The organism is Alteromonas sp. ABV4_515 (assembly GCF_056160345.1).
On sequence record NZ_JBSWWZ010000004.1, the window covers coordinates 408,764 to 432,102 of the forward strand.

General features: G+C 50.2%; 18 protein-coding genes. 6 read left to right on the plus strand and 12 right to left on the minus strand.

Translation table 11 applies throughout. The features are described 5' to 3' along the window. Positions 1-182: 182 nt before the first annotated feature. The 3 genes from ACXAGX_RS11930 to ACXAGX_RS11940 all read left to right on the plus strand — a co-directional run bounded on the left by ACXAGX_RS11930 (position 183) and on the right by ACXAGX_RS11940 (position 7,893). Complete coding sequence (locus ACXAGX_RS11930) at positions 183-2,792, plus strand: TonB-dependent receptor plug domain-containing protein (RefSeq protein ID WP_474838546.1); 2,610 nt, start codon at positions 183-185, stop codon at positions 2,790-2,792. A gap of 69 nt (positions 2,793-2,861) precedes the next feature. Further along, positions 2,862-6,200 carry a glycosyl hydrolase gene (locus ACXAGX_RS11935; RefSeq protein ID WP_474838548.1) on the plus strand — a complete coding sequence of 1,113 codons (3,339 nt, stop codon included), beginning with the start codon at positions 2,862-2,864 and terminating at the stop codon, positions 6,198-6,200. A 73-nt stretch (positions 6,201-6,273) separates the two neighbouring features. Beyond that, complete coding sequence (locus ACXAGX_RS11940; protein ID WP_474838550.1) at positions 6,274-7,893, plus strand: alpha-N-arabinofuranosidase; 1,620 nt, start codon at positions 6,274-6,276, stop codon at positions 7,891-7,893. 83 nt (positions 7,894-7,976) lie between these two features. Here the strand turns inward: ACXAGX_RS11940 and ACXAGX_RS11945 are convergent, their stop codons facing one another. Both ACXAGX_RS11945 and ACXAGX_RS11950 read right to left on the minus strand, forming a co-directional pair. Continuing rightward, positions 7,977-8,213 carry an Lrp/AsnC ligand binding domain-containing protein gene (locus ACXAGX_RS11945; RefSeq protein WP_474838552.1) on the minus strand — a complete coding sequence of 79 codons (237 nt, stop codon included), beginning with the start codon at positions 8,211-8,213 and terminating at the stop codon, positions 7,977-7,979. Between the two features lie 172 nt (positions 8,214-8,385). Beyond that, entirely contained in the window at positions 8,386-8,886 is a 501-nt protein-coding gene (locus ACXAGX_RS11950) for a hypothetical protein (RefSeq protein ID WP_474838554.1), read from the minus strand. 260 nt (positions 8,887-9,146) lie between these two features. Here ACXAGX_RS11950 and ACXAGX_RS11955 point away from each other — a divergent pair, with 260 nt between their 5' ends. Beyond that, the gene (locus ACXAGX_RS11955; protein ID WP_474838555.1) at positions 9,147-10,463 is read left to right on the plus strand and encodes a glycoside hydrolase family 1 protein; all 1,317 of its coding nucleotides are present in this window, start codon (positions 9,147-9,149) and stop codon (positions 10,461-10,463) included. Positions 10,464-10,469: 6 nt separating this feature from the next. Beyond that, positions 10,470-11,084 carry a glutathione S-transferase family protein gene (locus tag ACXAGX_RS11960; protein WP_474838557.1) on the plus strand — a complete coding sequence of 205 codons (615 nt, stop codon included), beginning with the start codon at positions 10,470-10,472 and terminating at the stop codon, positions 11,082-11,084. Positions 11,085-11,193: 109 nt separating this feature from the next. Here the strand turns inward: ACXAGX_RS11960 and ACXAGX_RS11965 are convergent, their stop codons facing one another. The 7 genes from ACXAGX_RS11965 to ACXAGX_RS11995 all read right to left on the minus strand — a co-directional run bounded on the left by ACXAGX_RS11965 (position 11,194) and on the right by ACXAGX_RS11995 (position 18,053). After that, positions 11,194-12,054, minus strand: coding sequence for an alpha/beta hydrolase (locus ACXAGX_RS11965; protein ID WP_474838559.1), 861 nt, complete (start codon positions 12,052-12,054; stop codon positions 11,194-11,196). 18 nt (positions 12,055-12,072) lie between these two features. Then, positions 12,073-12,897 (minus strand): fumarylacetoacetate hydrolase family protein, encoded by an 825-nt coding sequence (locus ACXAGX_RS11970; protein WP_474838561.1) that lies wholly within the window; start codon positions 12,895-12,897, stop codon positions 12,073-12,075. 22 nt (positions 12,898-12,919) lie between these two features. After that, a complete protein-coding gene (locus tag ACXAGX_RS11975) occupies positions 12,920-13,807 on the minus strand; it encodes a VOC family protein (RefSeq protein WP_474838563.1) in 888 nt (295 codons plus the stop codon). Next, complete coding sequence (locus ACXAGX_RS11980) at positions 13,808-14,236, minus strand: GlcG/HbpS family heme-binding protein (protein ID WP_474824064.1); 429 nt, start codon at positions 14,234-14,236, stop codon at positions 13,808-13,810. Beyond that, positions 14,233-15,810, minus strand: coding sequence for a bifunctional 3-(3-hydroxy-phenyl)propionate/3-hydroxycinnamic acid hydroxylase MhpA (mhpA, locus tag ACXAGX_RS11985; protein ID WP_474838565.1), 1,578 nt, complete (start codon positions 15,808-15,810; stop codon positions 14,233-14,235). Before mhpA ends, ACXAGX_RS11980 begins: the two co-directional genes overlap by 4 nt. 22 nt (positions 15,811-15,832) lie before the next feature. After that, complete coding sequence (locus ACXAGX_RS11990) at positions 15,833-17,062, minus strand: amidohydrolase family protein (RefSeq protein WP_474838567.1); 1,230 nt, start codon at positions 17,060-17,062, stop codon at positions 15,833-15,835. A 91-nt stretch (positions 17,063-17,153) separates the two neighbouring features. After that, on the minus strand, positions 17,154-18,053 hold the full coding sequence (locus ACXAGX_RS11995; RefSeq protein ID WP_070126055.1) for a LysR family transcriptional regulator: 900 nt from the start codon (positions 18,051-18,053) through the stop codon (positions 17,154-17,156). 244 nt (positions 18,054-18,297) lie between these two features. Here ACXAGX_RS11995 and ACXAGX_RS12000 point away from each other — a divergent pair, with 244 nt between their 5' ends. Next, complete coding sequence (locus tag ACXAGX_RS12000) at positions 18,298-20,013, plus strand: SulP family inorganic anion transporter (protein WP_474838569.1); 1,716 nt, start codon at positions 18,298-18,300, stop codon at positions 20,011-20,013. A gap of 21 nt (positions 20,014-20,034) precedes the next feature. Here the strand turns inward: ACXAGX_RS12000 and ACXAGX_RS12005 are convergent, their stop codons facing one another. From ACXAGX_RS12005 to ACXAGX_RS12015, 3 genes are all read right to left on the minus strand, one after another. Continuing rightward, the gene (locus tag ACXAGX_RS12005; protein ID WP_474838571.1) at positions 20,035-20,877 is read right to left on the minus strand and encodes a DNA ligase; all 843 of its coding nucleotides are present in this window, start codon (positions 20,875-20,877) and stop codon (positions 20,035-20,037) included. Between the two features lie 380 nt (positions 20,878-21,257). Continuing rightward, complete coding sequence (locus ACXAGX_RS12010) at positions 21,258-21,413, minus strand: hypothetical protein (RefSeq protein WP_474838573.1); 156 nt, start codon at positions 21,411-21,413, stop codon at positions 21,258-21,260. Between the two features lie 202 nt (positions 21,414-21,615). After that, positions 21,616-23,307, minus strand: a complete 1,692-nt coding sequence (locus tag ACXAGX_RS12015) for a class I SAM-dependent methyltransferase (RefSeq protein WP_474838575.1) — start codon at positions 23,305-23,307, stop codon at positions 21,616-21,618. Between the last annotated feature and the right edge of the window lie 32 nt (positions 23,308-23,339).

The window sequence follows — 23,339 nt, forward strand, 5'->3', positions numbered from 1 at the left end:
CACTCACTCTAATTTTAGCCAGCCTGCAACCCTTTCCAGTTCTGCACACCCGCGCTTCCATAGTCTCAGCCAATACATTATTAAAAATATAGTATTTTACTTTTGTATACGCATTGTTAAATCTTGTTAACAAATTAAGCACCTGTCGGTTAACACTGAGAGATAAAACAATGCACAAAACCATGCCACTACATAAACTTTCCCTGGCTGTAATAGCAGGATTAAGCGTTTCATTAAGCGCTACTGCCATTGCTCAGGACACACAAGCAGAAGACGAGGAAGACGTTGAAGTCATCGCCGTTACCGGTACGTTGATTGAAGGCGTTAACCCTGTTGGTTCCAATGTCATCGGGTTGAACGAAGAGAAAATCATTGAGCAGGGTGTAACTTCTGCCACCGATTTGCTTCGTCGCATTCCACAAATGGCCGACTTCAACGCCGTGCCGGAAAACACCCTCACAGCATCCATTCCTTTTGAGCCACCACAAATTCGCGGTATTGGCGGCTTAAGTGGTATGGCAACGCTGGTTATGCTGAACGGTAACCGTTTAGTGCCAGTGGGCCCGATGAACTGGGTTGATTCGTCGATGATTCCGGCAAGTTTGCTGGAACGTGTAGAAGTGATTCCTGACGGTGGTTCGTCTATCTATGGTTCTGATGCCGTTGCCGGTGTCATTAACTTCATTCCTAAAAAGGATATGGAAGGCGGCGAAATCAGCGCTCAGTATGGCATGGGCCATGGCGATTACGATCGCATCGATATTTCTGGCGGCTTTGGTACCAGCTGGGATAAAGGCACCTTAGTGACGGCTTTCTCGTACGGCGACCGTTCACCGATGTACGGTAAAGATCAGGACTTCATTAAAGAAGATCTCACCGATGTTGGCGGCGCCGACTATCGCTCAACATCTTGTACACCGGGCAACATCCTGCTGGACAATACTTTATACGGCATGCCGGGTGTTGATGCATCGTCGCCGAACTACTGTTCTACCTACGACGATCAGTCTTACTATCCGGAAGAAGAGCGTTATTCGCTGTTTGCCAACCTGACCCAGGAATTGTCTGACCGCCTGAGTTTAGATGTGCTGGCGTACTATTCTCGCCGTGAAGCAACCGATTACGACCCTTCCGATATTCGTGCTTCTGCAACGATTACCTCTGACAACCCCTATTTTGTGGCTGTAGGTGATGAAACCTCTAACACCGTTTCATTCTCGTATGCGGATGTATGGGGCAGCGCTGGCGCGAACCCGTCCATGTATGAGCAATGGCAAATCACGCCAACCCTGACTTATCAGCTAACTGATACCTGGAAGTTAAAAGGTACCGTGAACTACGGTAAGAGTACGTCTTACTATCACGACTTCTCTATTAACGCGAATGCGCAACTAGCTGCGCTTTCTGCCAGCACCACAGAAACGGCACTAAACCCTTATGATGTGTCGCAAACCAGTGCCTCAGTGCTGGCAGGCATCAATAACTGGCTGGACGATACCAGTACCGATCAGGATTTAACGGAATTCAAAGTCATCGCCAATGGTGATTTGTTCGAAATTGCCGGTGGCATGATGCGAGCAGCTGTTGGGTCTGAGTACCGTGAAGAATCGTTTTATCAGAAAGTCACGGCTGGTGAAGTAGGTAACCCGTCGACCTCTTCAACACGCGACATAGACCGCAATGTAAAATCGGTTTTCGGTGAAATTTATATCCCGATTATCGGTGATAGCAACATGATGCCGGGTATCCAGCATCTGGACGTGTCGATCTCCGGCCGTTACGACAAGTATAACGATGTAGGCTCAAGTTCAAACCCGAAAATTGCGGTGACCTGGAACCCAACAGAAGACGTTACCGTTCGCGGTACCTGGGGCACATCATTCCACGCGCCGGCACTGGCTGACTTAGCGGCACCGCTGCAGTATGAACTGTTCCTGCCAATCAGTCCGCTGCGTTCATCAGACAGTCCATTCTTCCCGGATTTCTTTAAACCGTCATTCACTTTGGGCGGTGCGTCAGAAGGCATTAAGCCTGAAACTGCAGAAACCATGTCGTTAGGGACCGACTGGTACGTGACTGACTCCACGAAGGTGTCACTGACATATTGGAGCATTGCTTACGAAGACCGTCTCGATCAAAACGCAGGTTTCTACTTCGGCCCGGCGTATTACGATGCGGCAGTGAATGAAGACTACTACATTGTGAACCCGTCATCGGTGGAAGAAATCATCGCGAAATTCGGCGACTTCCCTACTCAGGGTTATGACAGCCTGCAAACAATGGTCGACATTTACGGCTTACCTTATGTGGTAAGCGACCAGCGTAAATCGAACATGGGCGCTTACGAAGTTGATGGTCTGGACTACTCAGTGCAATGGTTTGGCGATATCGACTTAGGCGAGCTGGACTTCTCGTTAAGCGGTACCTACATCATGAACCGTGACAAAGAGAACGTAAAAGGCGCGGGCTTTAACGACACGCTGGCGCTAGGTGACTTCAACGAAGCCATTTCAGCCTTCAACAGTGTGGCCACGCTGGGCTTACGTCGTGACGACTGGTACTTCTCCGGTACGGTTTACTACCGTGGCAGTGCTGATGTGGCAGAGGAACATATCGATTCCTACACCACCTTGTCGCTGTTCGCCAGTTACGACTTCAGCATGGATACGCAGGTGACGTTCAACATTGATAACGTAACGGACGAAGATCCTCCGTTCCGCAACATCGATGAGGGTGTGGCTTATAAGAGCATGGGCCGCTTCTTATCCGTTGGCTTCAGAACCCGTTTTTAATTAATCTTCCTACGCTGAGGGCTGCCACGAAAGTGCCAGCCCTCATTATCATTTTTAAGGGGCAAGTTTATGACCAAACCCGTAAAACCGTTTCTATTCACATTATCCAAAGTGGCGCTGGGCCTTTCTCTGCTTTCATTTTACAGCGCTGCAAGCACCCTCGAAGACGACTTCCTCACCCCGCCTCAATCTGCCAAACCTTTAGTGTGGTGGCACTGGATGAGCGGGAATATTACGCAAGAGGGTATCCGCAAAGATTTAGACTGGATGAACCGTGTGGGCATTGGCGGCGTGCAGAACTTTGATGCCCAGTTAATGACACCGAAGATTGTTGATACCACACTGGAATACATGACACCGGCCTGGAAAGACACCTTTGAATATGCGCTGGGCGAAGCGAATAAACACAATTTTGAATTCGGTATCGCCGCGTCGCCGGGCTGGAGTGAAACTGGTGGCCCCTGGGTGAAGCCGGAACAAGGCATGAAAAAGCTGGCGTGGAGCGAAATTACCATCGACGCTAGACAGAAAAAAGCCGTTCGGGTACCCCAACCGCCCACCAATACCGGCGTTTTTCAGGATTTTTATGGTTCGGACGAAATCTTTGCTGATCCGGCCCATGGTCACAAAACTTTGCCGGTACATTACGAAGACATCGCCGTGCTGGCGGTACCGGTACACGACCAACGCATTCAGCCAGTTTCGGTAAGCACCAACAATGATGATAAGCTGGATTTAGCGGTATTAAGTGACAGTTCTTTCAGCGCATCCACAAACAGTACGTCACACCCGGATACCCCGCTGGAAATCACCTTCGATTTCGGTGAAAGCAAAACCGTCAGCAGTTTATCTTTTGCCATGCCACCACCGGGCATGTTTATCCCGGCGGCCTTTTTACCCACCCTGCAAGCCAGTGTTGATGGTAAAAACTTTGAAAATGTCACCACCATTCCGGTAGGTTCAACCACTCAAACCACCATCAGCTTTCCAGCGGTTAACGCGCAGTATATGCGAATTGTGATGACCGCAAACCCGAACGGTAAGTTTGCGTTACCGTCTTCTGCCGCGCCGGGCGCTGCGCCACCGCCGGGCTTTCAGTTACCTACCGGTGAGAAGAAACAAGAGCCGGTAAACCTGCTGGAAGTGGCCTTTTACCCGCAGGCAAAAGTGCATCGCTTCGAAGATAAAGCCGGTTTCGGCATTGTTGAAGACTACTATCCACTGTCGTATCAACACGATGAACAAGGCATCGCCCAAGACGCCGTTATTGATATTACCGACAAGCTCAACGCAGATGGCTCACTGAACTGGCACCCCGAAAAAGGGCAATGGAAAATTATCCGCCTGGGTTACAGCTTAACCGGCAAAGAAAACCATCCGGCGACAGTGGCAGCCACCGGGCTGGAAGTCGATAAATACGATGCAGACGCGGTTAATGCATACATCGACCACTATCTCAACATATACAAAGACGCCAGCGGCGAGTACGCCTTAGGTGAAGGCGTAAAAGCGTTACTCAACGACAGTATTGAAGTGGGCGCATCGAACTGGACGCCGAACATGTTTGCGGAATTCAAGCAGCGTCGAGGTTACGACTTAACGCCCTGGTTACCGGCCCTGGTTGGCGTGATCATTGGTGATGCGGTACAAACCGATAAATTTCTCTACGACTACCGCTTAACCTTAGGCGAAATGCTGGCAGACAACCACTACGCCGTGATCAGCAAGCGGGTAAAAGAAGCGGGCCTGAAACATTACTCCGAAGCGCTAGAGAATGGTCGTCCGACTCTGGGGGACGGCATGCGTATTCGCAGTAATGCCGATGTGCCCATGGCCGCCATGTGGGCCTTCGATACCGAAAATCAGGTTGGGCCGCAGCCGCAGTACTGGGCAGATATCCGCGAAGCGGCATCTGTGGCGCACATCTACGGGCAAAACTTGGTAGCGGCAGAATCGCTGACGTCGGCGTCTTCGCCCTGGGCCTTCTCGCCTCGGGATTTGCAGCCCATGATAGACATGGAGTTTGCGCTGGGAGTTAATCGCCCCATCATTCATACATCGGTTCACCAGCCCAACGACGAAGGCCCCGGCCTGAGTTTATTTGTGTTTGGACAGTACTTTAACCGTCTGGAAACCTGGGCAGAATATGCCAAACCCTGGGTAACCTACATCAGCCGTAACGCTTACATGCTGCAGCAGGGTCACTTCAAAGCGGATGTGGCTTACTTCTACGGTGAAGACACGCCGCCTACCGCGCTTTACAACGACAAGCCCTCAGAAGATGTGCCGCTGGAAAATGCGTATGACTATGTGAATAACGACATCATTACTGAGCTGCTCGAAAACTGCGGTAAGGATTTATGCACAGATTCCGGCCAGCGCTATGCCGTGTTGTATCTTGGCGGTACCTCGCAATACATGACCTTACCGGTGCTTGAGCGGATTGCTGAACTGGTGACGAACGGTGCAACGGTGATTGGCAAGCAGCCTCTTGCCAGCCCGTCGCTGGCAGACGATGCCGCCCGGTTTACAGATCTTGCCAATAAGCTGTGGAGCGGCAAAACCGGTAAAGGCCGTGTTATCAACGCCGACAACGTAGAGAGCGGTATTAAAGAAGCCGGTGTCACACCGGATTTCCGCTATGCTGGAAAGCATAACGATACCACCCTGTACTTCGTTCACCGTCAGACAGACAGCGAAGAGATTTATTACTACACCAACCGTAAAAACCGTGAAGAACCGGTCACCTTGTCGTTCAATGTGTCGGGCAAGAAGCCATATCACTACAACGCGGTTACCGGTGCCGTGACTGCCTTAAACAGCAAAGTAAAAGACGGGATCACCGTGATTGAAAAGACCCTGGCACCTTACGAATCGGGTTATGTGGTATTCGGTGATTCACCGGCAAAAGTGAGTAAGGTTGCTTCCACGTTCAGCAAATCAAAAACGCTGAAAGACCAATGGCAGGTAACCTTCCAGCAAGACCGTGGCGCGCCAGCCAAAGCGACCTTATCAGCCGGTAACTGGGCAGAGTCGGACGATACCGGTATCCGTTATTTCTCCGGCACCGCCAGCTACACCCAATCTTTCAACATTGACAAAGCGATACAGGGCAAACCTGTGCAGTTGCATATTGAAGATGTGCGGGATGTGGTGGAAGTGGTGGTGAACGGACAGGTACTGAACACGCTGTGGAAGCCGCCGTTCGACGTAGACGTATCGGACTACCTGAAAGCCGGTGAGAATACGGTAACGCTGAATATCACAAACCTGTGGGTGAACCGCCTAATCGGTGACGCGCAGCCGGATGTGAAGCAGAAGTATACCTTCACCACCCTGCCCGCCTATGTGCCGGACGCACCGCTTCGACCTTCTGGTCTGTTGGGCGATGTGTCGCTGAAGTGGTAAGAAAACCGGGCAATCTGTTACCGCAGATTGCCTTTTTTCCTTATAAACCTATCTTTTATCCAAAGGTCGCTCCATGAAAAAATTTACAGCGTTATCCTTCGTCAGCGTATTACTTGCACTGCCACCATGCTTTTTCCCGGTCACAGCGGCAGAACAGGTGCAAATAGCGGTTAATCAGCCCGGTCCGGTGGTAAATAAAGATATATTCGGCCAATTTGTCGAACACATCGGTGAAGGTGTATATGGCGGCCTCTGGGTAGGTAAAGACTCTGATATACCGAACACAAACGGATTACGAAATGATGTCATCAGCGCATTAAAACAGTTACATGTGCCGGTGGTGAGATGGCCAGGCGGCTGCTTTGCCGATCAGTATCACTGGCGGGAAGGCATTGGCCCGCAGACAACCCGTGTCTCCCGTAGTAATGCGTGGGGTAATGTGATTGAGCCGAACCAGTTCGGTTCAGACGAGTTTATGGAACTGGCTGAGCAGATTGGCAGTGAAGCTTATCTCACGGTTAATGTGGGGTCCGGCACGGTAAAAGAAGCCGCTGACTGGCTTGAGTATCTCACGTCTTATAATTCTACCTCGCTGGCTTCATTGCGGGCTGAGAACGGGCACCCCGAACCTTACCGGGTTAAATACATCGGTTTTGGCAATGAAGCATGGGGTTGTGGCGGCGCGATGTCTGCTAGCGAGTACTTTGCTAAACTGAAACCTTTCAGTGTATTTGCTTTGAATCACAATCCGCAGCAGCGTTTTTCGGGAATTGATTTGTTATTTGATCACGGTGCCAGCAATCCCGACGCCATGGTAAGAGTAGCTGCCGGTCCAAATGACGACGATACTGCCTTTACTGAAAGCCTGATGAAAAGTTGGGCATCGGCACCCGGCTACCTTCCCATATTCGATGCCATGTCTATTCATCATTACACCATGTCCAGAGGGCCGATGTCAGACTCGTCCGTTAACTTTGGTCAGGCGGAGTATGTACGCTTTGTTTCTATGGCGATGGAGATGGAAGATGTACTGAATCAACACATTGCCGTTATGGACAAATATGATCCGGAGAAACGTGTGGCACTTGTTGTTGATGAATGGGGCAACTGGCTGAAACCCGACATCAGCGAAAACCCGATGTTTTTGAAGCAGCAAAACAGTCTTAGGGATGCCATTACAGCCGGGCTCACCCTGAATACCTTCATGCGTCATGCAGACAGGGTAAAAATGGCCAACATTGCGCAAATGGTTAACGTTATTCAGAGCATGATCCTGACGAAAGATGATGAGATGGTGCTTACCCCCACTTATCATCTTTATAAGATGTATGTTCCATTCCAGGACAGCACATTACTGCCTTCAACTTTCCAAGCGGAAACAATAACGGTAAACAATGAAACATTGCCGCAGTTCGATGTTGTTACCGTAAAAAACAACGACGGTCAGCTTTGGATGGCGTTGATCAACATTGATCCGGTAAACTCTGTTGAAATTGAACCTCTTGCAGAAGCGGAGAGTTATAGAGAGGCGACTGGTTCAGTGTTAACAGCGCCGCAAGTGAACGCCGTTAACAATTTTGACGAGCCGAATACCGTAGTGGCCAAGCCGGTTGCTTTCAAACGTAAGCAAAACGGCAGGATGTTAATTACCTTGCCGCCTAAATCCGTTACTGTTGTGATGCTGGACGAATAATATTTACATCATTCGAATGTAGAAAGAGTTGCATGCGGCATGCAACTCGCACAGCTCGCAAGCCTTCTTAAGCCTTTGAAAAATCATGAATTAAACAGCAACCCCCCGCAATCTATTGCCGAGAGGATCACAGAGGTGTCGGTATGACTGAACTCGCTCATTGATTCCAGCAAGGCATCCAGACTTTTCGTTGACTCCAACGACACTTTCATCACAAAGGCATATTCACCGGTTACGTTGTACGCAGAAACCACGCACTGCTGTGACTGAATAAACCGGATGACCTTGGGCTCACAACCCACGAAAGGTTTTATTCTCACAACAGCAGATACAGCATACCCAAGTGCGGTGAGGTCGACCTTAGCGGCGTAACCGGTGTTGCCACGCAGGAACTGGGCATTGCGCAGGCAGTTCTGGATAAGTGGAAAAATCGAAATAATTAAAAAGCCCCGGCCTTCACCAGGGCAACACCACTGACAAACGGGTGCAAAGTCATATTGATGCTTCTTCTTTTTGTGCGTAATCGTTCAGCGCGAGACGGATGGTAATGGCGGCAACCAGCCCACCCAGACAAATTCCCCACAGTGTTTTCAACATCGCTGCGTTGTTGAAAGCTAAGGCGTCGATGTTTATCGCGAAGGTGAGTACCGCAAAAAAGGCAACTGACAATACAGCACCAAATACTGCAAAAATGAGCGCGCGAAGAAGAGGATGAGAAGGTAGCCACGACGCTTGAGCCGAATGTTCATCCACATGAAGCTGCCCGCTGCGGATGCGCTTCCGGGTTAGAAAAGACGGAAAAAACGCCCCCATAAAGCCGATTGCCAGCCCCTGGGGAATGCTATCGATAAACAGCCCACTGTCGCCTTGCATGGGCACTACGTCTAACCCACCGAAGATCAGGAAAACAAAAAATAAGCTGAATAAGCCATTGATGACCGCACCTACCACGGTTTCAATGCTTTTATAGCGGCTTAGGGTCATAGTGCTCATTTTGTTATTTTCCTTTTCAAGTTTTTAACAAAATGTAACTTACGAAATTTCTGCAATTCGAACAAATCGTTTATTTGATAGCATGTATTGATAAAAACTATGGATAAAACACCCAGTCGTTTCTGCACCGCCCCCTTCTCGATAACGAAAATTAACCATTAACTCAGACTATACAACCGCCAAAAATGATTATTATTCCTGACGGTTAATTCACGTTATTTTTACAGTTAAGAAATTAATTTTTGACATCAGGACGTACCATGATCAACCGCAGACAATTCCTTGCTATGGCCTCCGCCACTATGAGCGCACCGCTTTTTGCCAAAGCCGCCTCTTCTTCTTTACCTGCTGGCGGTGAGTTTCCCGATAATTTTCTTTGGGGTGCAGCCAGCGCCGGACATCAGGTTGAGGGCAATAACGTTAATTCAGACATTTGGTTGCTAGAGAACGTAAAGCCCACGCTCTTTAAAGAGCAGTCTGGCGATGCCTGTAACAGTTTTGAATTGTGGGAAACCGATCTGGATTTGTGTAGCAATCTGGGATTCAGCGCGTATCGTTTTTCTATTGAATGGGCACGTATTGAGCCAGAGCCGGGCTTATTCAGCCAGGCCATGATTGATCATTACAAGCGTATTATCGACGGTTGTCACAAGCGCAACATGGTGCCTCTGGTCAGCTTTAATCATTTTGCCAGCCCGGTATGGTTTGCTGCCCGCGGCGGCTGGACCAACCCGGAAGCGTCTGCGTTGTTCTCAAATTATTGCAGCAAAGTAGCGGCGCAATTAGCTGATGGTATTGGTTACGCGGTTACCTTCAACGAACCCAACTTGCTTCGCTTGCTAAAAGTGCTCGGCATACCGCCGTTCGTGTGGGACATGCAGGAGAAAATGCTGGCAGCCGCAGGTCGGGCCACGCAGTCTGAGCACTTTACCGGCCTAAATGCCGCGCGCATGCAGGATTTAGATATAATGAACCCCATTCTGATAGAAGGTCATAAAGCGGCCCGTCAGGCCATTAAAGCCGAGCGCAGTAATCTGGATGTCGGTTTCACACTGGCAATGCTGGATGATCAGGAGGCCGGGCCGGGTTCTGTTCGCAATGAAAAGCGCCAATATAATTACGGCGACTGGCTGAAGGTGACAGAAACCGATTTTATCGGTGTACAAAACTACGAAAAAGTCGTGTGGGATAAGAATGGTCATGTTCCCACGCCAGAAGATGCAGAGAAAAACCACTCAGGCAGCTGGATAGAGGCTTCCTCGCTGGCAAACTGCGTCACCTACACCTACGCAGAAACCGGCAAGCCAATTCTTGTGACAGAGCACGGTATTGGTACTGAAGACGACAGCCAACGTGAGCGCTTCATCAAAAACTCGCTGAAGCATTTACAGAGTGTGATTGATAAAGGCGTGCCGGTGAAAGGTTATATTCACTGGACGCTGCTGGACAACTTCGAGTGGATATCAGGCTATGAGCCGAAGTTTGGTTTACACACCGTAGACAGAAAAACCTTCGAGCGGAAGCCCAAGCCCAGCGCGTTGGCTTATTCGAAAATTCTCAAACAAAACCGCGTGTAATTCGTTATGTTAACCTTGTGCGCCTCACCAGGCGCCTGTTCGCAAATTTCAATCATCATGTTGGAAAAAGCGCAGGTAAATTATGCCTTGCGCGCCGTGCACCTTGCTAAGGGCGAACACAAAACCACGGAATATTTGTCTGTAAATCCCAAAGGGAAAGTGCCGGCTCTGCTGACAGATACAGGCGTGATTACAGAAACCCCGGCGATTTTGCTTTTTCTGAACGGTCAGTTTCAACATGCGGGAATATTGTCTTCCCAGGTAAGTACCGTTGAAGCGGTAAGCGATCTGAGCTGGTTTGCCAGCACCATTCACCCGCTTATTACCCGCTATTGTAAGCCCGAGCTATTGGGTGTGAGTCATGATATTGCCGCAGTGAAAGCCAATGCTGAGAAGCAACTGTTGGCCGCCTACCGAAGCATTGAGGAACGCCTTTCTACCCAACTATTCTGGTATGGCAACAGCTGGGATGCCCTGGATATTTACCTGTTCTGGACAGTAAACCGACTCAAACGCGCCGGATTTTCGTTCGCCTACGCCGATACGGTTATACAACATTATCAACGTTTGCTCTCTGACCCCGTGATTAAACGGGCGCTGAATAAAGAAAGGGCTTTGTGAGCCGTTTTAAAAAGCACGACATTAAAAAAGCAGCCAATCAGCTAATGCTGAAAGGCTGCTTTTTTTTGGTTTTGCGAACCGGCGCAGTGCTCATATTGAGCGCATGCGGTTAAATCACTTTCGAAACAAATACCGCAATTTCATCCCGCAAACGGGTATCAGACGTTCCTAAGTGCCCAGCCACTGAATAGTGATTATGGCCAGAAAGCACCATGCTCTGATCGAGTTGCTGGTTGGCTTCCAGGCGGAACTGTAACAAGCCCAGATATTCCTGTTGGAAACGGGGCGGATCGAACTCGCTGCACACCACCATCAAAGGTACCGCTGAAGCGGTTAAAGCTGGTAACGGCATGCGCTCTGAATACAATGCAGGTTCACCATAATATTGGGTATCACGCTCGTCCAGTGGTGTTGCACCGTATAAGCCCGACAGTAACACAGCACCGCGTACATCCGACTTATCTGCATGAAGTTGCAGATAGGTGGCAACGTGGCAGGCGCCTGCAGACGTACCGCATAATACGATTTTGTCTGCATCGCCTCCGTGTGCAGCAACATTGCTTTTCAGCCATTGCACCACCAACCCAAGATCTTCACCACCGGTTGGCCATACGAATTCCGGAGCCAAGCGGTAGTTTATTACTACGCCCAGCCAACCTTGCTCTGCAGCCATACGGCCTACGCAGGCGTTATACCAGCGTTCGTCGTCGCCTTTGTCACCTTTCAGAAAGCCGCCACCATGCACGAAAACAAATACTGGTTTGCAGGTTGCAGCGTCGGGCTCGCCCCCGTAAATATCCAGCACTTGCCTTTCGTGCTCGCCGTAGAGTACATCGGTGGCCGTAGCGGGCTGGCGCTGCACCAGTGCGCGCTGCTCTTTATCGAAAGCCTGTTGCATGCCCTGCATCATAGCGGGGCCAAGCTCCCGTCCAAGGGCTGCAATTTGTTGTCGCACAACCGGGTCCTGCATGGTGAGCTCCTGTTCTGATTATTCTGCAGTAATGGTATTTACCAGTGTGCCCATAGGGCCGATTTCTACCGTTACCGTGTCGCCAGGTTTCATCCACAGAGGTGGGTTACGTTTTGCGCCAACGCCGCCCGGCGTACCACTGGCAATCACGTCACCCGGTTTCAATGGAGTGAAGCTGGAAATATACGCAATCACCGTGGCGATAGGGAAAATCATGTCACCAATAGGTTGCTGTTGCACGATATTATCGTTCAGGCGAGTCGTTACGTTCACTTCTGAAAGATCACCTGCCTCGTCCGGCGTTACCATGTAAGGACCGAACGGGCCGGTGGTTGGGAAGTTTTTACCCGGCGTAAATTGGCGGCTGTGCCACTGCCAGTCGCGTACCGACGCATCGTTGAAGCAGGCATAACCGGCAACGTGAGACATGGCCTCTTCTTCTGAGATATAACGCCCGCCTTTGCCAATAATTACCGCCAGTTCGCCTTCGAAATCGAGTTGGGTAGACACTTTCGGCATCACAATCGGTTGTTCATGGGCAGACAGAGAATCGGCAAAACGCACGAAAATAGAAGGGTGATCGGTAGCCGCACGCCCGGTTTCCTGACGGTGACTTTCGTAGTTGTGGCCCACACAGAATACTTTGCCCGGATTAGGGATCACCGGGGCTAATGTGACATCATTCAGAGCCAGCGTTGCATCGCTTTCCAGCGACGCCAGGGTACCGTCGTTGATAGCCGTTTTTAAATCGGCAGCGGTGGCCGTTAAGTCGGTAATGATTTCGCCATTCAGTCGACCGAAACCCGCTTTGCCATCGGCAGTCGTAAAGCTTACGTATTTCATAATTTGTTCTTCCTAAAAACGATTAATTCAGAGGCTCGGGTTGCCAGGTGCGATGAAAACGGAACGTTTCTTCAGCCACTTTCAGGCCGGCAAAATCTTTGTCTGACATGCCCCATTGGTCGATGCGGTTTTCTGGCCAGGTCCAGTCTTCCGGTGCGCCAACTTTGTAGTCTTCAGGCACTTTTTCTACTGCCGTTGAAAACTCCACTACAGCACCGAATGGCGCAATGTAGTAAGCAAACACGTTATCGCCCGGGCCATGACGGCCAGGACCCCAGGCAGGCGTGCGCTCATGGTCACGCAGACGGCCAACACCACGCATCACGGCATCGGTATCTTTCATTTCAAAGGCGATGTGATTCAGCGAACTAAAGCCGGCGCGGGCAAACGCCGTGCTGTGATGGGAATCGTTACAACGCACGAACACCATGCCTTTGGTGCGATCGGATACACGGAAATTCAGCACTTCTTCCACGATGTCAGCGGTACGCTCAGCATCGGTGGCGTTGAACACAACGTGGGTGAGTTTTACCGGCAAGTCATCATCGTCGATGGTTTGCGCTTCTTCGGCGTTAACCAGAAAACGCAGCAACTCGCCTTCTGGCAGTTCAACAACAATGCCTTCACCGCCACCCAGATCCGTGCAGACTTCAGGCCGACAAGGGAAGCCGGACTGAGTCACACGGTCTTTTAGGGCAGAAAGCTCGTCGTTGTCACACACAAAAGTTACGCTGCGCACGTATTTGCTGTCGCCTTCTTCCAGTGCGACAAGGTACGGGAATGCGCCAGAACCACGAATGTAATGGGTGTTGTTTTGTACCGCTGCCAGGTTGGTTTTCCAAACGTTCACCAGAAAATCGGCGGCGTCGGCGGCATCGGGCAGCACCATTTCGATACTACGTAATTTCATTTACAGATTCTCCAACTGCGCGGCAACGGCATCGATACCTGCCTGCGCACATAATTCATCGTTATCACCGGTGTCGCCACTGATGCCGATAGCACCGAGAATGTTACCGTTGGCGTCTTTGATCAGGTTTCCACCCGGCGACAGCGCCAGCTCAATACCACTGATGGCCGTTACGCTGGCGAAAAATACCGGGTTGTTCTTTGCTTTCTCAGCAATGCCACGGGTGTTAAACCCCATACCCAGCGCCCCTTTGGCTTTCGCCATGGCAATGTCGAAACGGTACAAGCTTGCCTTGTCTTCTCGCTTGAATGCCATCGGATGCGCGCCGGCGTCCAGCACCACCACTGCCAAAGGCTTAATGTTGTTTTCGGCTGCGTAAAGTCGCGTGCCGTCGATAATTTTTTCAGCTAATGCGAGTGTGAGTGTCATGCTATTTGTTCCTGTTGGTGCGGCTTGCTCGTGGCGTCGCCTAACTGAGCTTTCAGCTGTTCGAGCAATGGCGCTACCTGGTTGTTTGCCGTGCCATAGACATAGAAATCCGGGCGCAGCAGTACTGCATCTACCCCCGCCTCTTCGATCCACGCGTTCAGCTGTGGGTCTTGCCAGGCAGTGATATTGGTCACTTCAATATTCAGTGAAGGTAGAGTACTGGCGATATGTTGTGTTGCTTCCGCAGCCAGCGATTCGCTGGTCACCAACAAGCGCCAGTCGCCGGTTGCCAGTTCGTCAAGCAGTTGCGCTTTGCCATCTACGGTAATGCGAGGCTGAATGAAACGACGCCCTGCTTCAGCCGTGTTGTTGGCAACAATGCCAGCCGTGACCGGCGGAATAAGATGCGCCGCGGTGGCGGGCAATTCACCTTTGCGGACTTTTTCACGAATCTCTTCATCACGGGCAGCCGCTTTTTCTTGGTCAAGCATGCAGATATAGCGCCCTGCGCCTACCGCTGCTGAAATGACGGCCCGTACATGGGGGTCTCGCTCTGGCTGGTAAGTGTCCAGCAAGGATTCATTCGCTTTGCCATTGGCAATCAGGTCGAGTTTCCACGCCAGGTTTGCCACATCACGGAAGCCATGACACATACCCTGACCAAAGAACGGCGGTGTCTGGTGCGCGGCATCACCGGCCAGAAACACATTGCCCACTTTCCACTGCTCGGCTACCAAGCCGTGGAAACGATAGGTTGCGGCGCGCACGATGTTATGCGGCACACCTTCGAGATAGGGCGCGAGCAACGCAGCCACGTTCTCAGGTTTCATCATTTCCTTATCGTCTTCGCCCGGCAGCAACATCAGCTCCCAGCGGCGGTGATTCCCTCTTCCTGGTACCACAGTGGCGGGACGTTTCGGATCGCACATCATCACCGATAATTGCTGAACATCAGCATCATCTGGCAAACCACTCAAATCAGGGAATCGAATGGCACCGTCCACTTCAGCATCGACCACCAGCCAGGGCTCTTCAAATTGCAGATCATCGAGCTTCACGCCCAGCGACTTTCTGATAACACTACGGGCACCGTCACAGGCAATCACCCAGCGGGCACGCACGTTGTCAGTTTCGCCGTTACATAACGTGGCAATGTCTACCGCGTTGTCTTGTTGAATTAGCGCCGTGCACTGAGTGCCTAAGCGCAGAGAGACATTGTCGAAACGTGTAAGTGCATCGCGAAGGTGCTCTTCAAGCTCGGGCTGATAAAAGAAGTAATCGTTAGACCAACCGTATGGACGCGGTTTACCCACCGTGCCCATATAGCGAATAACGCCATGATCGGCACCAATGTGCAGGTGTCCGTCGGTGTCACGCATGTCTTTTAAAATGGTGTCGTGCAGACCGATAGACTGAAACAAACGCACCATTTCATGATCGAGATGAACGGCGCGGGGAAGCGGATATGGGTTGGCTTCTTTCTCTAAAACCACCACGCTTAAGCCCCGTTTCCCCAGTAAATTGGCCGCAAGCGCCCCTACCGGCCCGCAGCCAATAATTGCAATATCAAACATCTTGGGTATTCCTTCTGGCGGGCTAGCTCATGCTTAAAGGCGCTTTATAGAGGCGTCCTTCCTGCATAATCATGGTGATATTCTGCTTATTTTGAATAATAGAAACATTCTGTGTGGGGTCGCCGTCTATCAGCAACAGATCGGCCAAATAGCCCTCTTTCACCAAACCAAGTTCTTCACCCATGCCCATTAGTTGACCACCAAGTTGCGTGGCAGCGTGCAGGGTTTCAGCAGGGGTGTAGCCAAAGTGCTCAACCCACAGTTCTAAATCGCGGGCGTTGCGTCCGTTAGGGTTGAATGGAAATCCGTAATCGCCACCTGGGAGAATGCGTACCCCTTTCTCTTTGAGCTTAGGTACCAGTGCTTTTAGTCGTGACATCACAATGGCCGCATCTTCTTTCATATGGGTCATGTCCATATGCGGAGGCGGGTTTGCATTCAGCGTGGCCTGAATAATGCCGATAGTGGGCGCGACGAACATTTCGTCTTTCTTCGCCACCAGCATATCGATGGCTTCGTCGTCGGCGTAGGTACAGTGATAAAGAATACGGAAGCCCGCTTTAATGCCGAACTTAACGGCATCGCAAGCGTGGGCATGGCCGGTTAGCCACACATCGCTTTCGCGGGCTTGCTCGCCTGCCGCCAACAATTCTTCTTCGGTATAAAGCAGCTCCAGCGATGCACCTGGCTTCAGCGCACTTTCGCCCGAGATCAGAAACTTAATGGCTTTGGCACCAATATCGGCGCACTCTTTTACAAACTCTTTCACACCTTCCGGGCCGCGTGCGTGCAGCTCAACGTGACCGGGATCGAGCTCGGAATCGTTGGGCGGCTCACGTTCAACAGAAGAAGGAATCAGGCGAGGGCCTGGCATGCCGCCATCTTTAAGATGCGCATTCAGCGAGATTTCCAGCGTTTTGCTCAACGCGCCAGCTGAATAGGCACTGGTGAATCCGTGGTCGAGCAGAATACGGGCATTGCGAGCAGCGGTTAATGCCAACTCCTCAGGTGGCAGAGACATGCCAGGAACGAATTTTTCTACCGACGTAGGCCAGGTAAGATGCGCATGGGCTTCAACCATCCCCGGCATCAGCGTTTTTCCATCGGCATTAATAACCCGATCGCCCGGTTGGGCTTCAATAGGTTGCTCGCTGATGAGAACAATATGTTTATCTTCAACAGCGACTGAACCGGACGTTAAGGCACTACCGGTTCCGTCGAAAATATTGGCATTGTTAATAATTGTACGCATAAGCGCCACCTGTTGTTCTTGGTTTTAGCTTATGTTGGCATCATCCTATATTTGTTCAAATATTTATTTTTTTGTTAAATATAGGTAAAAACTATACATCGAGACATTGCACCGTGTGGTCGATGAACGCCTGCGCGATTGCTGGCAATTTACGTTCTGCCAGCCAGAGCAGACCCACCTTGCGTTTAAAGTTAATTCCATCAATCTCGATGGCGCGCAAACTGCCATTTTCCAGTTCTGATTTCACCACTTCCCGAGGCAAGATTGTGATGTAATCTGACGCGCGCACAATGTACTTTGTGCTCAATAATGAGTCAGAAGAAATCACGTTATTGGGAATGGCTGCGTCGCTACTGATAAAAAGTGCATCGATTTGACGACGGAACCCACCCACTTTATCGGGCAGTACCCAACGGGCGCTGGCCAGCTGTCGCAAATTTAGCTTTTCAGGTAAATGATAGTTAGCTTCACCCACCACAATTGAGAACGGGTCGCTGAACACCGGTAACTCGCAGAAACTGTCGGAAGAGCTTGTCATGCCTGAGGTGAGAATAGCCAGGTCGAGCTCATAATTTTTCAGCATTTGATGGGCTTTTGCATCATGACATTCGGTTATCCGCAGATTAAAGCGAGGATATTCTTTGCTGAAACTGCTAATCACCTTGCCCATCACCGATGCCAGCGCGCCTGGCGTACCACCGATATTCAGCGGCCCGCCTACATCATCTTCCAGCAGCTTAATTTCTTCCTGAGCAGAGAGCAGCAAGCTGTCGACAGCCTGGGCTTTAATCTTCAATGCTTCGCCGGCGGGAGTGAGCTGGATACCTTGCCGGTTTCGTTCAAACAGTTTGGTTGCCAGCACCCGTTCAAGCTGATTAATCGCCACGGAAACCGATGGCTGAGAAAGGTGTTCTGCTCTGGCAGCACCACTGATGGTTCCCTCGCGACAAACCGCGAGAAATAAACGAAGCGTTCGGGGATCGATGCGCATTTATCACTCCTACCATTAACTCTGCTTATGCTTTTTAAAAAGATACATAAATATTTGAATGGCCGAAGTGTTAAATAATTATTAAAAAAATACAACATCAACGTTAGTTGCACAGCGTATAAGTTGCGTAAAGACGGCCTTGTACCGTAAGGCTCACTCGCAAAGCGAATGGTGTATACTGAATTTTCTGAATAATGCTGTGAATTACCCGGCGTTCCTACTCGCAAGCAATAAGGAAGATGTGTTGCCAGTACCTCTTGTTCAAGCGCTGAAAGGTTATAGCCGTGCCCATTTCATAAGTGACTTGGTGGCCGGCTGCGTGACCGCATTTATTGCCGTACCGCAAACCATGGCCTACGCGCAACTCGCCGGATTGCCCGCCGAATATGGCCTCTACAGCTCGCTATTACCACTGATTTGCTATGCGCTGTTCGGTAGTAGCCGAACGTTAGTGGTTGGTCCCGCTGCGTTAATTAGTCTGATGATTGCTTCCGCCATTGGTCAGATTGCCCCCGCTTCGCCAGAAGCCTATATGCAAATTTCCGTGAACCTGGCCATGCTCGTTGGGCTTATTCTGATGGCCATGAGTGCCTTGCGGTTGGGGAGTTTTGCCAAATTGATCAGTAGCCCGGTGATCACCGGTTTCACCAGTGCGTCGGCGCTAATCATTGCTGCCAGCCAACTTAACTTGGTACTCGGTATTGAAGGTGATAAAAGCGCAACGTTTATCGATACCATTTCCCGAATGCCCGCTTCGCTGGCTTCTGCGAACCTTTCCGTTGTATTGTTAAGCGCAATGGCGTTTGTCATATTATGGGCGGGAAAATCGCTGTTACCGGTGCTCGCCAATAAGCTTAACCTGCCCGATACAGCCGCGATTGCACTGAATAAATCTGGACCCATTTTCGCCGTGATTGCCGGTACTCTGGTGGTTGCGTTGTGGTCACTCAATACCACGCAAAGCGTTGCCGTGCTCGGTGCCATTCCAGACAGTCTGCCGTCACTGAGCTGGGCGCTAATTGAGTTTAGCCTGTGGCGAGAGCTCGCACTGCCGGCATTTTCCATTGCGCTAATTTGCTTTCTCACCAGCATTTCCACCGGCTCTACCCTGGCCAGTAAAGATCATGAACGGGTAAATGCGAATCAGGAGTTACTGGCCCTAGGCATAACGAACCTGAGTTCTGCACTTATCGGCAGTTTTGCCCTGGCCGGTAGCGTAAGTCGTTCCATGGTGAACTATTCAGCCGGTGCCGCCACGCAAATTGCCAATGTGGTTTCAGCCTTCGTAGTGCTTATTACCATTTTGTTTCTTACGCCGTGGTTCTACTACCTTCCCCAAGCGGTGCTTGGCGCTATTGTGATCATGTCGGTACTGCCAATGATTGCGCTGAATAATCTGCGTCAGCGCTGGCAGTTTAACAAAGCTGATGCCATCAGTTTGCTGGTTACCTTTTTCGCTACCTTATTGCTGGGTGTAGAGCTGGGCATCTGGGCCGGTATCGCCTGTTCCATCATTCTGCTGTTACAACGGGCCAGTCAGCCACATATTGCCGAGGTAGGCAGAGCCCAAAACGGGTACTTTAGAAACATTAACCGGCTAGACGTAGAAACCCTGCCAAACACCATTTTTCTGCGCATTGATGAGAGCCTGTACTTTGCCAACGTGCAATACGTTGAGAGCGCGATAATGAAACGCTGCGCGAGAAGCGACAAGCTTGAGCACCTGGTACTGATTTTCAGCTCGGTTAGCTTTGTGGATGAAAGTGCACTGGAAAGCCTGGAGCGGCTGTTGATTAACCTGAAAAACGCTGGCATTACCCTGCACCTATCCGATGTGAAGGGTATGGTTCAAGACAGATTGAAGTTCACGGATATAGAGGAAAAGCTTAAGCCCGGACAGATGTTCTATACTGCTGATGAGGCTATGACGGTGCTTCGGGCCAAAGAATATTCCGCGTAGACGGCCGCTGAGTATTATTTATTATTTTGGACGATCACCCTCTGGCCGTACATGCAGAAAACTGGCGAAGCGCGGCAATCCCTTCTTCGTTTTGCCATAAAACTTGTAGGTAACCCAGCTGCCAATAGGTGGTGGATTCAACCGTTCAGCATCGGTAAAGCCACTGCCGATTTTAAACCGTAAACCATCGCGTGCCTCCACCAGCAGCGAACCCATCATGCCCGCGTATTTGCCGTTGCCCGGCAGATGCTTAATCACCCGCGCCTCATCATCTTCAAAGCGCTTTGCCTTCAGCAAGTATTCGCTGCGGCCATCCTGATAACGTGCGTCACGATGATGTAACATCAGCCCTTCCCCGCCCGCTCTAACCACCTCATCTAGCCGCTGCTCAAACTCCGCTTCCGACGACACCGTGAATTGTGGAATTAGCTGCAGCGTTTGGGATTCTGTTGTCTTGATGATCCGCTTCATTTGCTCCACGCGCTTCGCAAACGGTGAATTCGATGCCGGTAAATCAAACACCATCAGCCGTACCTCCCGCCAGCGTTCATCCGGCGTTTCACTCAGCACAATGGATGCTATGCGCTGAAAGTCGTTCCGCTTCGTCCACAACTCACCATCGAGCGGTTCAGCAGGCCAGTTCTGAGTGAACCACGCAGGTGCGTGAATACGGTTGCCATTTCGGGTGAGCAGTTCTGAGCCCGTCCAGCGAGCGCGAATGCCGTCGAGCTTTTCGCTTATGAGGTAGTTTGTAATGTTTAGATTGTCGTTTTGATTATAGGTTTTGGGGAGTTGTAGGGGGGCTGCGGCAAGCTCCGCGGGTAAAGTGAATGTCAGTAACAGAGTTAAAAAAATAGTGATCATTTTTTGGCTCCGGAGTCGTGCTTATAAAGAGCTCGGGCCAGCTTGGCCTGATAACGCACGACGCATCTTATTCACTTGAAAGCGCTCGCAGTGAATTTTGATACATTCGCCTGTTCGCAGCCTCAGAACGAAGCCAAAACTATTGATCTGCTCTATATCAGAGACCTCATTCAGCTTCACATGTTGCCGTGCAGAGAATACTCTGTAATCAGTCAATTCACCGTTCTGAATAGAAATTCGCGCTCTTAATAACCACAGGAAAAACAGCGACAACAACAATACAAATTGAAATTTAGTCATTGGTTGATTATCTATGAGAATGCTGACGATCTTGATGATGAGTGCTATCAAAAGAACGTAGGAGCAAACCAGATATTTTCTTATAAGCACAATGTTACCTTCAGCGAAAAACCGCCGGCGGGACCGAAAATCAGTCCGAGTGAACCGCCGATAGCACCATAGCTTAGTTCAAAGGCATTCGTGCAAGCATCACCACCTGATACCTGATTGACTTCATTCGTATCTAAAGTTTTCACAACGTTCCTTATTTTATTTTCAAATTCCTTCTCATGAAGGCAAGATCGAGTTTACCGATAAGCATTCGTTTGCAAACTGCACTCAGGGAGTGTTTGTTGATTGGCGCAGTTTTCTCTGTAGTCGCTGAATAACAGATCGTCTGGCTTTAGTTTATGAAAAAGGGAGCTCCATGAAGCTGAGAAAAATAACTATTATAGAAACTTACCATTCTTCCAGTTGCTGGAAGTCTTTTATGCGATCTCGCTGTATAGACATGGCTTCAAAAACTTCAGTGAAGCTTCTGTTACTGGCTCTAAGATTAGGCAGGCTAAGATTCGCCTGCACAAAAAATTCATCAGCGTGAACACCCCAGGCTTGCTCCCACCATTCAGTTATCAGACTTTTGCTCTCCATCATCCGCAGAGACGTTGGCAACCTGTCAGATTTACGACTGTTCACTTCGGATTTAGTCGGCAATAAATTCCATAAATCGTTATTTGGCCATCGAGCAAAAGGCATAGCATGATCCACAGCATAAGCTGTTTTGCGAATAGCCTTACCCGACCAGCAGCAATGCACTGTGCTTTCAGCCAGAAGCTCGTTTACCCTGCTTCTCACCTTTGTCGTGGTTCTCTTCGGATCTGTCCAGGCTAGGGCTTCAAGCAGCTCACTTTTGTTTTTAAAGATATCTTTCTTTTCGCAATAGCCAGCCATTAGTGAAGCCCATTCGTTCACCAGAGAAGGTTCTATCCATGCACTAAACCGGGCGAGCGCATCCCAGATATGGACTGGCACATAAAACTCACCGAAAGCACCAAGAAACCGACTATCTAAGCAGATACCCTGACCAGCTCGTTTTGGCTGAAGCCTGTTTACCGTAAACACATTGGCCCCTGAGCCAGGATTGGTGATGTAATTAGCGGGCATGATTTCAATCAGTTCTGCGGTTTGCTTTATGGTGTTAAACACCGCTCTCGCAAATGCAGGATCGGTGTAGGTAGCCCCTACATAAAATTCGCTCGCAGGATAGGATTCGAGTTGCTTCCAGCCATTGGACTTAATAAAACCATAGCCTCTCGACTGGCCGTGCTGCGGGATATGATGATGATCGATAAGCGGCTTGTAAAGTCGTATCCAGTAAAGTGCAACAAGCCCTAGAGGTAGCGCGACCCTGTTTTTATCTCTTTTGATTACCGCACCAGGGTGTCCCTCAGCAATCCTTAATAACGTTCGTAACAGCGCCACCTTGTAAGTGGAAGACTTGCTGTCGTTCATGATGATATTACGTAGCAGCGGAAAAGCGCCAGAGCCATCATCAGGTAATGTAAGGATTACCGTCTGCCAGCTCACCTCATTACGGCCTAGCTCATCCTTGCTCTTTTCATCGTCGAGCAATTTGAATGCAAGGCCAAACTTTCTGGCGAACCCGGCAAGCTCATCGGCCGACACCTGATGCATCGTTCGTTCATCGTGACATGCGCCGTGGCGTAGCGAAATAACAATCCGGCCACTGGCTTTTAGCAGCGAACTGACTTTACGAATACACCGCTCGCGCTCAGAAGGCGCAATGTGCATCCACACCGCGCTTAGAAGTATGAGGTCGAACTTAGTCTGAAGATTAAATACCTTTTCAAGCGCAGGAAGCTTGTCATCGAGCCAGTGAACATTCTGATTTACGGTGTACTGCTGTGCCCTTTCGCGAATACCTTTTGCAGGCTCGACGGCAAAGACAGATAACCCCTTAGCAGCAAGGTAGCGTGCATCTCGCCCAGATCCTGCACCGACATCGAGTACAAAACCTTCGTCAGGAATTTCCGTCAACCAGCTCTGGTGCACCTGCTCGAATGCTACGCTGTTATACTGCTCCGTCAGCTTTTCAGCGTTTTTCGTATAAAAATGGATGTTTTCAGACAATTTGCAGCGCTTCCTTGCTGATAATTGATCAA

Excerpts from the sequence above, each read along its gene's own strand:
- ACXAGX_RS11930 (WP_474838546.1), top strand. The coding sequence starts at position 183 with ATGCCACTACATAAACTTTCCCTGGCTGTAATAGCAGGATTAAGCGTT.
- ACXAGX_RS11935 (WP_474838548.1), top strand. The coding sequence starts at position 2,862 with ATGACCAAACCCGTAAAACCGTTTCTATTCACATTATCCAAAGTGGCG.
- ACXAGX_RS11940 (WP_474838550.1), top strand. The coding sequence starts at position 6,274 with ATGAAAAAATTTACAGCGTTATCCTTCGTCAGCGTATTACTTGCACTG.
- ACXAGX_RS11950 (WP_474838554.1), bottom strand. The coding sequence starts at position 8,886 with ATGAGCACTATGACCCTAAGCCGCTATAAAAGCATTGAAACCGTGGTA.
- ACXAGX_RS11955 (WP_474838555.1), top strand. The coding sequence starts at position 9,147 with ATGATCAACCGCAGACAATTCCTTGCTATGGCCTCCGCCACTATGAGC.
- ACXAGX_RS11960 (WP_474838557.1), top strand. The coding sequence starts at position 10,470 with ATGTTAACCTTGTGCGCCTCACCAGGCGCCTGTTCGCAAATTTCAATC.
- ACXAGX_RS11965 (WP_474838559.1), bottom strand. The coding sequence starts at position 12,054 with ATGCAGGACCCGGTTGTGCGACAACAAATTGCAGCCCTTGGACGGGAG.
- ACXAGX_RS11970 (WP_474838561.1), bottom strand. The coding sequence starts at position 12,897 with ATGAAATACGTAAGCTTTACGACTGCCGATGGCAAAGCGGGTTTCGGT.
- ACXAGX_RS11975 (WP_474838563.1), bottom strand. The coding sequence starts at position 13,807 with ATGAAATTACGTAGTATCGAAATGGTGCTGCCCGATGCCGCCGACGCC.
- ACXAGX_RS11980 (WP_474824064.1), bottom strand. The coding sequence starts at position 14,236 with ATGACACTCACACTCGCATTAGCTGAAAAAATTATCGACGGCACGCGA.
- mhpA (WP_474838565.1), bottom strand. The coding sequence starts at position 15,810 with ATGTTTGATATTGCAATTATTGGCTGCGGGCCGGTAGGGGCGCTTGCG.
- ACXAGX_RS11990 (WP_474838567.1), bottom strand. The coding sequence starts at position 17,062 with ATGCGTACAATTATTAACAATGCCAATATTTTCGACGGAACCGGTAGT.
- ACXAGX_RS11995 (WP_070126055.1), bottom strand. The coding sequence starts at position 18,053 with ATGCGCATCGATCCCCGAACGCTTCGTTTATTTCTCGCGGTTTGTCGC.
- ACXAGX_RS12005 (WP_474838571.1), bottom strand. The coding sequence starts at position 20,877 with ATGATCACTATTTTTTTAACTCTGTTACTGACATTCACTTTACCCGCG.